Origin of the sequence: Pseudomonas hefeiensis, from assembly GCF_030687835.1 — a bacterium.
Classification (GTDB): Bacteria; Pseudomonadota; Gammaproteobacteria; order Pseudomonadales; family Pseudomonadaceae; genus Aquipseudomonas; species Aquipseudomonas hefeiensis.
Genome location: NZ_CP117449.1, coordinates 6,319,997 through 6,334,197 on the forward strand (window position 1 = coordinate 6,319,997; position 14,201 = coordinate 6,334,197).

General features: G+C 60.3%; 10 protein-coding genes and 1 pseudogene. 3 read left to right on the forward strand and 8 right to left on the reverse strand.

The window, feature by feature from the left end:
- The first annotated feature begins 112 nt into the window (after positions 1-112).
- Positions 113-1,453 carry a hemolysin family protein gene (locus tag PSH57_RS28590; protein ID WP_256229502.1) on the forward strand — a complete coding sequence of 447 codons (1,341 nt, stop codon included), beginning with the start codon at positions 113-115 and terminating at the stop codon, positions 1,451-1,453.
- 187 nt (positions 1,454-1,640) lie between these two features.
- Here PSH57_RS28590 and PSH57_RS28595 read toward each other — a convergent pair whose 3' ends face one another.
- The 8 genes and pseudogenes from PSH57_RS28595 to PSH57_RS28630 form a co-directional block, all read right to left on the reverse strand.
- Positions 1,641-2,537 carry a peptidoglycan DD-metalloendopeptidase family protein gene (locus PSH57_RS28595; protein ID WP_305386941.1) on the reverse strand — a complete coding sequence of 299 codons (897 nt, stop codon included), beginning with the start codon at positions 2,535-2,537 and terminating at the stop codon, positions 1,641-1,643.
- Between the two features lie 237 nt (positions 2,538-2,774).
- Positions 2,775-3,689, reverse strand: a complete 915-nt coding sequence (locus PSH57_RS28600; RefSeq protein WP_305386943.1) for a response regulator — start codon at positions 3,687-3,689, stop codon at positions 2,775-2,777.
- Between the two features lie 168 nt (positions 3,690-3,857).
- Positions 3,858-4,619 carry a phosphate signaling complex protein PhoU gene (gene phoU, locus PSH57_RS28605; RefSeq protein ID WP_256229505.1) on the reverse strand — a complete coding sequence of 254 codons (762 nt, stop codon included), beginning with the start codon at positions 4,617-4,619 and terminating at the stop codon, positions 3,858-3,860.
- A 115-nt stretch (positions 4,620-4,734) separates the two neighbouring features.
- The gene (gene pstB, locus PSH57_RS28610) at positions 4,735-5,568 is read right to left on the reverse strand and encodes a phosphate ABC transporter ATP-binding protein PstB (RefSeq protein ID WP_305386944.1); all 834 of its coding nucleotides are present in this window, start codon (positions 5,566-5,568) and stop codon (positions 4,735-4,737) included.
- 162 nt (positions 5,569-5,730) lie between these two features.
- Positions 5,731-7,402 (reverse strand): annotated as a pseudogene (gene pstA, locus PSH57_RS28615) (phosphate ABC transporter permease PstA).
- 15 nt (positions 7,403-7,417) lie between these two features.
- Complete coding sequence (locus PSH57_RS28620) at positions 7,418-9,703, reverse strand: ABC transporter permease subunit (protein WP_305386946.1); 2,286 nt, start codon at positions 9,701-9,703, stop codon at positions 7,418-7,420.
- Positions 9,704-9,917: 214 nt separating this feature from the next.
- Positions 9,918-10,916 carry a phosphate ABC transporter substrate-binding protein PstS family protein gene (locus PSH57_RS28625; RefSeq protein WP_305386947.1) on the reverse strand — a complete coding sequence of 333 codons (999 nt, stop codon included), beginning with the start codon at positions 10,914-10,916 and terminating at the stop codon, positions 9,918-9,920.
- A gap of 230 nt (positions 10,917-11,146) precedes the next feature.
- Positions 11,147-12,445 (reverse strand): MFS transporter, encoded by a 1,299-nt coding sequence (locus PSH57_RS28630; protein ID WP_305386948.1) that lies wholly within the window; start codon positions 12,443-12,445, stop codon positions 11,147-11,149.
- A 366-nt stretch (positions 12,446-12,811) separates the two neighbouring features.
- Here PSH57_RS28630 and PSH57_RS28635 point away from each other — a divergent pair, with 366 nt between their 5' ends.
- Together PSH57_RS28635 and PSH57_RS28640 are read left to right on the forward strand one after the other, a co-directional pair.
- Positions 12,812-13,216: an acyl-CoA thioesterase gene (locus PSH57_RS28635; protein ID WP_003177184.1), complete on the forward strand. Its 405-nt coding sequence runs from the start codon at positions 12,812-12,814 to the stop codon at positions 13,214-13,216.
- 57 nt (positions 13,217-13,273) lie between these two features.
- The gene (locus PSH57_RS28640; RefSeq protein ID WP_305386949.1) at positions 13,274-14,173 is read left to right on the forward strand and encodes a D-hexose-6-phosphate mutarotase; all 900 of its coding nucleotides are present in this window, start codon (positions 13,274-13,276) and stop codon (positions 14,171-14,173) included.
- The last annotated feature ends 28 nt before the right edge of the window (positions 14,174-14,201 follow it).

Here is a 14,201-nt window from a genome sequence, read left to right on the forward strand (position 1 = left end):
ACTCGCCACTAGGCAACGGCCCAGTCAGCCGCTACATTGGCGGACTTGTGCCTGCCTTTTCAGGCACTCATTTCTAACCCTTTCGAACATACGGAACCCGCAAAACTCCATCATGGACCCTTCCCCTGGCTTGTCCCTGGCAACACTATTCGCCGAATTCGGCATGATTCTTTTTGCTCTGATCCTGGTTCTGCTCAACGGTTTTTTCGTTGCGGCCGAATTTGCCATGGTCAAACTGCGCTCGACCCGGGTCGAGGCCATCGCCGAGAAAAACGGCTGGCGCGGGCATATCCTGCGTACCGTTCACAGCCAGCTCGATGCTTACCTGTCGGCCTGTCAACTGGGTATCACCCTGGCCTCCCTGGGCCTGGGCTGGGTCGGTGAGCCGGCGTTCGCCCACGTTCTGGAGCCACTGCTCGGTGCGGTCGGCGTTGAGTCGCCGGAAGTGATCAAGGGCGTGTCATTCTTCACCGCGTTCTTCATCATTTCGTACCTGCACATCGTGGTCGGTGAGCTGGCGCCCAAATCCTGGGCGATTCGCAAACCCGAGCTGCTGTCGCTGTGGACCGCCGTGCCGCTGTACCTGTTCTACTGGGCCATGTACCCGGCGATCTACCTGCTCAACGCCAGCGCCAACGCCATTTTGCGCATCGCCGGCCAAGGCGAACCCGGCCCGCATCACGAACACCATTACAGCCGTGAAGAACTGAAGCTGATCCTGCACTCCAGCCGTGGCCAGGACCCAAGCGACCAGGGCATGCGCGTGCTGGCCTCGGCGGTGGAAATGGGCGAGCTGGAAGTGGTGGACTGGGCCAACTCCCGGGAAGACCTGGTGACGCTGGAGTTCAACGCTCCGCTCAAGGAGATCCTGGCGATGTTCCGTCGCCACAAATTCAGCCGCTATCCGGTGTACGACAGCGAACGCCAGGAGTTCGTCGGCCTGCTGCACATCAAGGATCTGCTGCTGGAGCTGGCGGCCCTGGATCACATTCCCGAGTCCTTCAACCTGGCCGAGCTCACCCGCCCACTGGAGCGCGTGTCGCGGCACATGCCGCTGTCGCAGCTGCTGGAGCAGTTCCGCAAGGGTGGCTCGCACTTCGCCCTGGTTGAAGAAGCCGACGGCAACATCATCGGTTACCTGACCATGGAAGACGTACTGGAAGTGCTGGTGGGCGACATCCAGGACGAACACCGCAAGGCCGAGCGCGGCATCCTGGCCTACCAGCCGGGCAAGCTGCTGGTGCGCGGCGACACGCCACTGTTCAAGGTCGAACGCCTGCTGGGCATCGATCTGGACCACATCGAGGCCGAGACCCTCGCCGGGCTGGTCTATGAAACCCTCAAGCGCGTGCCGGAAGAGGAAGAAGTGCTGGAAGTCGAAGGTCTGCGGATCATCATCAAGAAGATGAAGGGACCGAAGATTATTCTGGCGAAGGTGTTGATGCTCGGTTGAGTGTCAACCTGCTTTCCGGCGACACCCTCCCGTGGCGAGGGGATTTATCCCCGCTGGGTCGCGAAGCGACCCCAACACTGCCGACTCAATCCATCAGGCAAATTGGAATCTCAGGTTTTAGGGCTGCTTCGCAGCCCAGCGGGGATAAATCCCCTCGCCACAAAAGCTTCCTCGCCATGCCTTGGCTCTATTGCTTGCCTAACGCAAAGTTGGGCATATCCCCCACCGGTTGATTGAACTGGTAGGGAATCGACACCAGCCCCAGCCCGGTATTGCGCTGCACCACGAAATGCAGGTGCGGGCCTGAGCTGTTGCCGGTATTGCCCGACAACGCCAGCGGCGTGCCCACCCCGACCCGCTGCCCTTCCCGCACGCTCACCGAGCCTTTTTGCAGATGCAGGTACACGCCCATGGTCCCGTCATCGTGCAGCACCCGCACGAAGTTGCCCGACGGGTCGGTGCCACGACCGGTCTGGTGATTTTCGGTCTTGACCACCACGCCGCCGCGCGCCGCGATGATCGGTGTGCCTTCGGGCATGGCGATGTCCATGGCATAACGATTTTTCGGCCCATAGTGGCTGTACTGGCCATTGGCGCCCTGGCTCAGCCGAAACGGCCCGCCACGCCACGGCAAAGGGTATCGATAGGCCTGCGTCGCGCCTGCAGGGTCTCCCAGCGAGTATTCGAACCTTGGGGTATACACCAGCGGCTTTCCGGGCCGGGTGGCCGTGAGCAGCGCCAGACGCAGGTTACTGCGCGCCGGCAGCACCCGCCGGATCGGCCGGCTCGGTGCCCCGCTCACATTGCGCAGCGCGGCAAAACTCAACTCGATCTCCACCGGCGCGTACAGGTCGTTGCGCACGAACACCGCGTCCGCGCCCTTCTGTTTCTTGATATCGAGAAACACCTGGCGCTCCAGGCGTTCGACCATGCGATCACGGAACACGAACACCTGCGCGCCCTTGCTGGGACGATCGCTGTAGGACACCACGCCATTGGCATCGGTGGATTTGTAGATGGTCATGGCCACGGCCGAGGTGGAGGCCAGGACAAGACCACAGGCGAACAGCAGGGGCAAAAACATGGGCAAAAATTCTGTCGAAATGAAGGCCTGCACAGCAGCCTAGCAGCTGGATGGACCAGCGTAGTCGACGGATGTTTCAAAATGGGTAGGCAGATAGGGCACTACTGAGGCTGATGACGCCATCGCGAGTTGGCTCGTTCCCACACTGGATCTGCTGCGGACACACGTTTTGTGAGCAACACAGATCACTGTGGGAGCGAGCCGGCTCGCGATGGCTGACTCAAAGGCGCCGCCGAATCAGGCGCCAGGCACGAAATGCTTCTGCGCGGTGCCGCGGGCGATCAGGCGGGAGATGTAGTCGAGTTTCTGTGGGTCTTTATCGACGAAGCGGAAGGTCAGTTGCAGCCACTCGCTGTCGGGGGTTTGCTCGTGAGCGACGATGGCGTGCATGTAGCCGTTGAGGCGAGCGGTTTCGGCGTTGTCGCCCTGCTCCATGTCCAGCACCGCACTTTCCAGCACCTGTGGCAGGGTGTCGGTACGCTTGACCACCAGCAGCGCTTCCTTGAGGCTCAAGGCCTTGATCACGCATTGCTGGGTGCCGCTGGAGAGGCGTAATTGGCCCTGACCGCGATTGCCACCGGCCGGGGCGGCTGAAGGTGCCTTGACAGGCGGGCTGTTGAGCATGCCGCGGGCCGGCGCAGCGGCGGCTTGGGGAGCGACAGTCGCCGCGACGACCGCGGCCGCCTTGCCGCCGGTAAGCGCGCTGAGCGAATCGTTGCCAAACGCCGAGTTCATCTTGGTCGGGGCGCTGTTCATCAGGGTGTCGAGCTTGCCGACCTTGTGCAGGGCCTGCTTGACCTTGGTCAGCAGTTGCTCGTTGGTAAACGGTTTGCTGACGTAGCCGGAAACGCCGGCCTGAATCGCCTGGACCACGTTTTCCTTGTCGCCGCGGCTGGTGACCATCACGAACGGCATGCCCTTGAGGTTGTCCTGCTGGCGACACCAGGTCAGCAGCTCCAGGCCAGACATTTCCGGCATTTCCCAATCGCACAGCACCAGGTCGAACGCCTCACGGGCCAGCAGGGATTGGGCTTTCTTACCGTTCACCGCATCTTCGATGCGGATGCCCGGGAAGTAGTTGCGCAGGCACTTCTTCACCAGGTCACGAATGAACGAAGCGTCGTCCACGACCAACACACTGACCTTACTCATCCAGATACACCTCTAAAAAATCCCGGCAAGCATACCGCTTTTGCTGATGGCACATTGCCAAAAACCTTCAGTCACGCCGGGACTCTTCGTTCGCGGGGTGCTGCTTTCGATTAAAAAAGCCGCAAAAAAAAGCCCGACCAGAAGGCCGGGCGCTTTTCTTGGGCAATCTTACTTATCGTCAGTTTCGCCCGGAACATTAGCGGTTTCGGACGAGGTACCCTCCACTTCGGCCTTCATGCGCTTGAGCCCCAAGTGCCGCACGTCGGTGCCGCGTACCAGATAGATCACAAGTTCCGAGATGTTGCGCGCATGATCGCCGATACGCTCCAAGGAACGCAGTACCCAGATGATGCTCAACACCCGGGAGATCGAACGCGGGTCTTCCATCATGTAGGTCGCCAGCTCGCGCAGCGCGGTCTTGTATTCGCGGTCGATGATCTTGTCGTACTGGGCCACCGACAGCGCCAGGTCGGCGTCGAAACGGGCGAAGGCATCCAGTGCATCGCGCACCATGTTGCGCACCTGGTCGCCAATGTGGCGAACTTCGACGTAACCGCGCGGCGCTTCGCCTTCTTCGCACAACTGGATGGCACGGCGGGCGATCTTGGTGCTTTCGTCGCCGATACGCTCAAGGTCGATCACCGACTTGGAGATGCTGATGATCAGGCGCAGGTCGGAAGCGGCCGGTTGACGACGGGCCAGGATGCGCAGGCACTCTTCGTCGATGTTGCGCTCCATCTGGTTGATCTGGTCGTCGATCTCGCGCACTTGCTGGGCCAGGCCGGAGTCGGCCTCGATCAGCGAGGTCACCGCGTCGTTGACCTGCTTTTCCACCAGCCCGCCCATGGCCAGCAGGTGACTGCGCACCTCCTCAAGCTCGGCATTGAACTGTGCGGAAATGTGGTGAGTAAGGCCTTCCTTCGAAATCATGGTTTTGCTCCGCAAAAGCTGTGAGCTGCAAGCTTCAAGCTGCAAGCTGATGTGTGTCATTACGCTGAACTGCTCTGACTTGCCGCTCGCAGCTTAACGCTCGCGGCTGCCACAACTAGCCGTAGCGACCCGTGATGTAGTCTTCAGTCTGCTTCTTGGCCGGGTTGGTAAACAGGGTGTCGGTATCGCCGAATTCCACCAGTTTGCCCATGTACATGAAGGCGGTGTAGTCGGAAACCCGCGCCGCCTGTTGCATGTTGTGGGTCACGATGACGATGGTGAATTTGGACTTGAGCTCGTAGATCAGTTCTTCGACTTTCAGGGTCGAGATCGGGTCCAGGGCCGAGCAGGGTTCGTCGAGCAACAATACTTCCGGCTCAACGGCGATGGTACGGGCGATCACCAGACGTTGCTGTTGACCACCGGACAGGCCCAGTGCCGACTCGTGCAGACGATCCTTGACCTCGTCCCACAGCGCCGCGCCCTTGAGTGCCCACTCCACCGCTTCGTCGAGAATGCGCTTCTTGTTGATACCCTGGATACGCAGGCCGTAGACCACGTTCTCGTAGATGGTTTTGGGGAACGGGTTAGGCTTCTGGAACACCATGCCCACCCGACGACGCAGCTCGGCCACATCTTCGCCCTTGCGGTAGATGTTATTGCCGTAGAGGTTGATTTCACCCTCGACGCGGCAACCGTCCACCAGGTCGTTCATGCGGTTGAAGGTACGCAGCAAGGTCGACTTGCCGCAGCCCGACGGACCGATGAACGCGGTGACGCGCTGTTTCGGGATGTTCAGGCTGACCTCGTACAGCGCCTGCTTCTGGCCGTAGAACAGGTTCAGGCCGGGCACTTCGATGGCGACGGTTTCCTGAGCCAGGTCCAGGCTCTGCTTGTCGCGGCCCAGGGCCGACATGTTGATGCCGCGTGCTTGTGTCTCGTGTTGCATGGGAGGCTCCCTGTGCTAACAAATTCGGTTCGTTGGCCGCTGAGCGGCAATGCCATTCGGTGTACTTGTGGGAGCGGGCTTGCTCGCGAAAGCGGTGTGTCAGCTTGCATCTCTGCTGAATGTGCCGCCGTCTTCGCGAGCAAGCCCGCTCCCACATGAAAATCAGCTATCGAGTGCTTTGTACTTCTCGCGCAGGTGGTTACGGATCCACACCGCCGACAGGTTGAGCGTGGCAATCACCAGCACCAGCAACAGCGCCGTGGCGTATACCAGCGGTCGCGCCGCTTCGACGTTCGGGCTCTGGAAGCCTACGTCATAGATGTGAAAGCCCAGGTGCATGATCTTCTGGTCCAGGTGCAGGTACGGGTAGTTGCCGTCCAGCGGCAGCGACGGGGCCAGTTTCACCACGCCTACCAGCATCAATGGCGCCACTTCACCGGCGGCGCGAGCCACCGCGAGGATCATGCCGGTCATCATCGCGGGGCTCGCCATCGGCAGCACGATTTTCCACAGCGTCTCGGCCTTGGTTGCGCCCAGGGCCAAGGAGCCTTCGCGGACCGTACGCGGGATACGCGCCAGGCCTTCTTCGGTGGCCACGATCACCACCGGCACCGCCAGCAGCGCCAGGGTCAGGGACGCCCAGAGCAGGCCCGGAGTACCGAAGGTCGGCGCCGGCAGGGCTTCAGGGAAGAACAGCCGGTCAACCGAACCGCCCAACACATACACGAAGAAGCCCAGGCCAAACACGCCGTAAACAATGGCCGGTACACCCGCCAGGTTGTTCACCGCAATACGGATCAGGCGGGTCATCGGGCCCTGACGAGCGTACTCACGCAGGTACACCGCTGCCAGCACACCGAACGGCGTCACGATCACCGCCATGATCAGGGTCATCATCACCGTGCCGAAAAATCGCCGGGAAAATCCCGCCTTCGGTGTTGGCTTCACGAGGATCGTCGCTGAGGAATTCCCAAACCTTGCTGAAGTAGAAGCCGATCTTGGTGAACGTGCCCATGCCGTTGGGCTGGTAGGCGTGTACCACTTTGCCGATTTCGATTTCCAGTTCTTTGCCATTGGCATCGCGGGCGGTCAGGCTGTCGCGATTGAACTGCGAGTGCAGATCACCCAGACGGGCCTCGATGTCCTTGTAACGGGCATCGTACTCAGCACGGTCAGCGTCCAGGTCCGCTTGCGCCGCGGCGTCCAGTTTGCCATCAAGCTCCAGCTTGCGACCTTTGAGACGAATGCGTTCAAGCCCTGCGTTGATTGCACCGATGTCGGATTTTTCCAGGGTCTTGAGCTCGGCTGCGAGCTTGTTAACCCGGGCCACGCGAGCTTGCAGTTCCGGCCAGGCCGCTTCGCCTTCGGCGATGATCTTGCCGTTTTCTTTGACGTTGACCAGGTAGCCGTAGAAATTCCCCCACTCACGACGCTCGATGGCCATCAGCTCCGGCGGCGTGGTCTGGTTGGTCAGCCAATCGCCGACGATCCAGGTGAAGTCGGTACCGTTCAGGTCCCGGTTGCCGACCTTGATCAGCTCGCGGGTCATGAATTCGGGGCCTTCGTCCGGCACCGGCAGGCCAGCGCTTTTCAGGCGCTCGCGGGGCACTGATTCCTTCTGCACCACTTCGCCAACAACCAGTTGCGCGGGTATGCCCGGCACGTTGTAGCTGGCGTGGATCAGGTCGGCCGGCCAAAAATGGCCCAGACCGCGCACGGCAATCACTGCCAGCAGGCCAATGGTCATGATGACCGCGATGGACACCGCGCCACCGCTGATCCAGACGCCGGGGGCGCCGCTCTTGAACCATCCTTTCAGGGAGTTCTGTTTCACAGACTTCTACCTTTCTTAAAGCGACGAATATTTCTTGCGCAGACGCTGACGGATCAGCTCGGCGAGGGTGTTCATGATGAAAGTGAACAACAGCAGGACCAGCGCCGACAGGAACAGCACGCGGTAATGACTGCCGCCGACTTCCGACTCAGGCATTTCCACCGCCACGTTGGCCGCCAGAGTGCGCAGGCCTTCGAACAGGTTCATTTCCATGACCGGCGTGTTACCGGTGGCCATCAGCACGATCATGGTTTCGCCGACCGCACGACCCATGCCGATCATCAGCGCCGAGAAGATGCCAGGGCTGGCGGTGAGGATCACCACGCGGGTCATGGTCTGCCACGGCGTGGCACCGAGGGCCAGCGAGCCCAGGGTAAGGCCGCGCGGCACGCTGAACACGGCGTCTTCGGCGATGGAGTAGATGTTCGGGATCACCGCGAAGCCCATCGCCAGGCCGACCACCAGGGCGTTGCGCTGGTCGTAGGTGATGCCCAGGTCATGGGAGATCCACATGCGCATGTCGCCGCCGAAGAACCAGGCCTCCATGTACGGGCTCATGTACAGCGAGAGCCAGCCCACGAACAGGATCACCGGGATCAACATCGCGCTTTCCCAGCCTTCTGGTACCTTCAGACGCACGGACTCAGGCAAGCGACTGAAGACGAAACCGGCCACCAGAATGCCCACCGGCAACAACATCAGCAGACTGAAAATACCCGGCAAATGCCCTTCGACGTACGGCGCCAGGAACAGGCCGGCGAAGAAGCCGAGGATCACCGTCGGCATCGCTTCCATCAGCTCGATCACCGGCTTGACCTTACGGCGCAAGCTTGGAGCCATGAAGTACGCCGTGTAGATCGCGGCGGCAATCGCCAGCGGCGCAGCCAGCAGCATCGCGTAGAACGCAGCTTTCAAGGTGCCGAAGGTCAGCGGCGCAAGGCTCATCTTGGGTTCGAAATCGGTGTTGGCGGCGGTCGATTGCCAGACGTACTTAGGCTCGTCATAGTTTTCGTACCAGACCTTGCTCCACAACGCGCTCCAGGACACTTCCGGGTGCGGGTTCTCCAGCAGCAACGGTTGCAGCTTGCCACCCTGCTCCACGATCAGACGGTTGGCCCGTGGCGACATGCCGAACAGGCCTTCACCGTCGACCACCTGGTCCACCAGCAAGGTGCGGTGGGCGGTACTGTGGAACACACCGAGCTTGCCGGACGCGTCCAGGGCGACGAAGCCCTTGCGACGCTCCTCGGCGGTGATCTCAATGACCGGCGCAGTGCCCATCTGGAACGTACGAATCTGTTTCAGGCGTTGCTCACCGTCCGCATCGCGGGCCATGAACCACTGGGCCAGGCCACCTGTGGAGTCACCAATGATCAGGGAGATCCCGCCCACCAACTGGGTGCTGGCAGTGACTTGGGCGTCGCCGTTCTCAAGCAGCTTGTAGCGGCCGTTGAGGCTCTTGTCCCGCAGGCTGAATACGTCGGCCTGGGCACGCCCGTTGACGACATACAGCCATTGCTGACGCGGGTCGACGAAGATGTTCTTGACCGGTTCGGTCATCTGCGGCAGCTCGATACGCGTCTGCTCGCTGGTGATTTCACCGGTCATCATGTTTTCTTCACTGGTGATCGACAACACATGCAGTTGCGCGCCCGTGGAACCGGCGAGCAACAGGGTCGAATCAGTGGCGTTGAGCGAAACGTGCTCCAGCGGCGCACCCTGCTCGTTGAGCACAATCGGCGTTTCGCCGTACGGGTACTCGATGGCGGGCGAGATGGTTTTCTTGCCGTCCGGGTAACTGACTTTATAGGTATGACGCAGCACCAGCGCCTGACCGTTGGACAGGCCAATCACCACCAGCGGGCTGCCGGGCTGGTCTTCGCCAATGGAAGTCACGCTGGTACCGGCGGGCACCGGCAAGTCGACACGACGCAGCTCTGCGCCGGTGTCGATGTCGAAGAACAGGGCCTGGCCCTTGTCGGAAATCCGCATCGCCACCTGATTCTGCTCTTCAATGGCGATCATCAGCGGTTTGCCGGCGTCCTGCATCCAGGCAGGCGTGATCGAGTCCTGGGAGGTCAGGTCAGCGCCCTGGAACAGCGGGACTACCACATAGGCAAGGAAGAAGAAAATCAGGGTAATGGCCGCCAGGACGGCGAGTCCGCCGATCAGGACGTACCAGCGGGTCAGGCGATCCTTGAGCGCGCGGATGCGACGCTTGCGTTGCAGTTCAGGCGTATTGAAATCAATGCGCTTGGGAGGGGAAGTCGTAGTCATTGTGGAATTGGCCAGATCATTCATGCGCACACCCTAGCGATCCTGTATGACAGAAAGATGACAATGCAGTGACGCAACAAATCCGCCGCCGTGGACACCGGCAGCGGACAAAAATTTGGGCGTGGGGCGGGCTTGCTCCCGATAGGGCCATCACATTCAACCTCAATGTTTACTGACCTACCGCTATCGCGAGCAAGCCCGCACCCACAAAAGCCCGGGCGTGGCCCGGGCTCAGGTGTTACTTCTTGGCGACGCTGCCGCCTTCCGACAGACCCAGGTCAGCCAGTGCCTTGGCGGCAACCTTGGCTGGCAGTGGGATGTAGCCGTCCTTGACCACAACTTCCTGACCTTGCTTGGACAGGACCAGCTTCAAGAACTCAGCTTCCAGCGGGGCCAGAGGCTTGTTCGGCGCCTTGTTGATGTAGACGTAGAGGAAACGCGACAGTGGGTACTTGCCGTTCAGGGTGTTTTCTTCGGTGTCTTCGATGAACGGCTCGCCTTCTTTCTTGGCAAGAGCAACGGTTTTCACGCTGGCGGTCTTGTAGCCGATGCCCGAGTAGCCAACGCCGTTGAGCGAGCTGCTGATCGACTGCACAACCGAGGCCGAACCTGGCTGCTCATTGACATTGGACTTGTAGTCGCCTTTGCACAGGGCTTCTTCTTTGAAGTAGCCGTAGGTGCCGGATACCGAGTTACGACCGAACAACTGGACTGGCTTGTTGGCCAGGTCACCGGTCACGCCCAGGTCACCCCAAGTCTTGACATCAGCCTTGGCGCCGCACAGACGAGTGGAGGAGAAAATCGCATCGACCTGAGCCATGGTCAGGCCTTTGATCGGGTTGTCTTTGTGCACGAACACCGCCAGGGCGTCCACGGCCACTGGGACGGCGGTAGGCTTGTAACCGTATTTGGTTTCGAAGGCCTGCAGCTCGTTGTCCTTCATCTTGCGGCTCATCGGGCCCAGGTTGGAGGTGCCTTCAGTCAGAGACGGTGGCGCAGTGGAGGAACCTGCGGCCTGAATCTGGATATTTACGTTCGGGTATTCTTTCTTGTAGTTCTCGGCCCACAGGGTCATCAGGTTGGCCAGAGTATCGGAGCCGACACTGGACAGGTTGCCCGACACACCGGTGGTCTTGGTGTAGCTCGGGATGGCTGGGTCGACAGCGGCAACCGCGTGGGCGGTCGCAACGCCAGCGGCGACAAAGGTCATTGCCGTCATCAAACGCTTCAGTTTCATGCCTTACTCCTAGCAGATAGGTGTGTTAAGTCGGCCAAGTATCGGTAAGCCGTGTGAACACTCTATGGCTGAAATATGACAATTGGATGAAAGGCCATTATTGAGATTTAAAAGAAGATCGCGCAGCCCCCATCGCGAGCAGGCTCGCTCTCACAGGGGATGTGCGGTGAACACAAAATCCAATGTGGGAGCGAGCCTGCTCGCGATGAGGTCAATACAGTCGATAAAGCTTAACGACCTTCCTTCCAGAGATACGCCCCCACCGCAATCCCGATGCCGCAGATAACCGCCACGTAATAGGCTGGCCCCATCGGGTTTTCCTTGAGCAGCAAAGTGACGATCATCGGGGTCAGGCCGCCGAAGATTGCATAGGCCAGGTTGTAGGAGAACGACAAACCGCTGAAGCGCACCACGGCCGGGAACGCCTTGACCATGACATAAGGCACCGCGCCGATGGTGCCCACCAGCAGCCCGCTCAGGGCATAGAGCGGAAACAGCCAGTCGGGATGGTTGAACAGGCTGTGGTAGAAGGTCCAGGAGGTGATCAACAGCAGCGCACTGCCGAACACAAACACTCGCCCGGCACCGAAACGGTCGGCCAGCACACCAGAGCCGATGCAGCCAAAACTCAGGAATACGATCGCCAGGCTGTTAGCCTGCAAGGCAATGGTCGGGCTGAAGTGATACACCGTTTGCAGCACGGTCGGGGTCATCAGGATGATCACGATGATGCCGGCCGACAGCAGCCAGGTCAGCAACATCGAAATGGCAATGGCGCCGCGATGATCACGCAGCACGGCCCGCAGCGGCACTTCAGCGGCCAGGGCCTTGCGCAGTTGCAGCTCGGCGAATATCGGGGTTTCGTGCAGCCAACGGCGCAAGTAAACCGAGAACAGGCCGAACACACCCCCTAGCAGGAACGGAATCCGCCAGGCGTAATCTGCCACCTCCACCGGCGTATAGATGCTGTTGATCGCCGTGGCCACCAGCGAACCCAGCAAAATCCCCACGGTCAGTCCACACGTCAGCGTGCCGCAGGCATAGCCGATGTGGCGCGCCGGAACGTGCTCGGAAACGAACACCCAGGCCCCTGGCACCTCACCGCCAATGGCCGCACCCTGGATCACTCGCATCAGCAACAGCAGAATCGGCGCCCACATGCCGATTTGGGCATAGGTCGGCAGCAAGCCCATGATGAGGGTCGGCACGGCCATCATGAAAATGCTCAGGGTGAACATTTTCTTGCGGCCCAGCAGGTCACCGAAGTGAGCCATGATGATCCCGCCCAGCGGCCGGGCCAGATAACCGGCGGCAAAAATGCCGAACGTCTGCATCAAGCGCAGCCACTCGGGCATTTCGGCGGGGAAAAATAATTTTCCGACCACGGTGGCGAAGAACACGAAAATGATGAAATCGTAGAACTCCAACGCGCCGCCCAAGGCAGAAAGCGACAGGGTCTTGTAATCGTTGCGGGTCAATGGACGAGCCGATTGAACGGGTGTCGCCGTGCTCGAAGGCGCAGTGGTCATGGCAAGGGCTTCTCTTATAGTCAGTTCTGCAACCCCGGACAACGGTGGGCAGGCTCGGCACGATAGCAAATTGTTCAAAAAAGCACATAGAGGTGCGTAATTGACAGTCAAAATCGGAACCGGGTGGTCGTCTCGACGTCTATCGCTCGATATACTCGCAACCTTGCAACACTCTGTAAGGGGTTGCTGTGCGAAAACGTCGTTGGTGACGTAGTAACTTAACCAGCCGGTTTCGCAGAGTTTCCCTTTGGCACGCCTTTACGAAAAACGTGACGAACGCCGCATGTTCGGGCTGAATCGTTTTTTTCAAAGACGGCTATTCACCTGATACATAAGACAGAGTTACGGGTCAGAGGCACCCCCGGCATGATAGAGCTCGAACAAGAAGATCCAATCCCGCAAGGCGACCTGGCCCTGCAAATCACCGCGCTTCCTCGCGAAACCAACGGCTTTGGCGATATTTTCGGCGGCTGGCTGGTTTCCCAGATGGACCTGGCCGGCACGGCCATGGCCAGTAAAGTGGCCGGTGGACGCGTGGCCACCGTGGCGATCGATCGCATGGCGTTTCTGGTGCCGGTGGCCGTGGGTGCCCAGCTGTCTTTTTACACCCAGGCGCTGGAGATCGGCCGCAGTTCGATCCAGATGATGGTCGAGGTCTGGAGTGACGATCCGCTGTCCAGCGAATGGCGCAAGGTCACCGAGGCGGTGTTTGTATTCGTCGCCATCGATGGCAGTGGTCGTACCCGCTCGGTTCCGCCGCGCGCCCGTTAAACACGGGGGCCGTTTTGCGGTCCATTGCAGTTCATGTTCCTGAACGAGACTTGCAGTATGCCTACGCCCCATGTCGAAGCCGTCAAACTGGATGAACTGAACGGCTGGCGCATCCGCCACGGTCAGGCCGAGTTGCTGGTGGCCCAGCAAGGCGCGCACATCCTCAGTTATCAGGTCGACGGCCAGCCGCCGCTGATCTGGCTCAACGACCAGGCAACGTTCAAGGCCGGCAAGAGCATCCGCGCCGGAGTGCCGGTGTGCTGGCCGTGGTTCGGCAACCTGACGCGCAACCCCGAGAGCGTGCAGGCCATGCGGGTAAGCAACGAACCGGCCACGGCTCACGGCCTGGTGCGGGCGATGGATTGGGAGCTCAAGGGCATCGAAGCCCAGGGCGAAAGCCTGAAAGTGGAATTCGTACTGCCCTATCCCGAAAACGGTCTCTCAGGCTGGCCCCATCAGGTAGACCTGACGCTGGCCATCGTGATGGACGAGCAGTTGCACATCCGTCTCACCAGCCATAACCGCGGCAGCGAGACCGTCAGCCTGAGCCAGGCACTGCACAGTTACTTCGCCGTCAGTGACGTGCGCAACGTGCATGTCGAAGGCGTGGATGGCTTGCGTTATATCGAAACTCTGGACAACTGGAATACCGTGACCCAGGCTGGCGATCTGCACTTTGCCGGCGAGACCGATCGCATCTATCTCGATACCCCACCGAAGCTGAGCATCGTTGACCCGCACTGGGAACGACGCATCGAACTGACCAGCAGCGGTTCACGCTCGGCGGTGATCTGGAACCCCTGGACCCAACGCGCCAAGGCCTTCAGCGACATGGCCGACGATGGCTGGCAGCGCATGCTGTGCATCGAGACGGCGAATGTGATGGACGATGTGGTGACGCTGCTGCCGCAGGCCAGTCATACCCTCGGCGTCAGCATCGGCAGCAAGCCGCTCTAAGCCACACCGCAAAACCATTGTGGGAGCG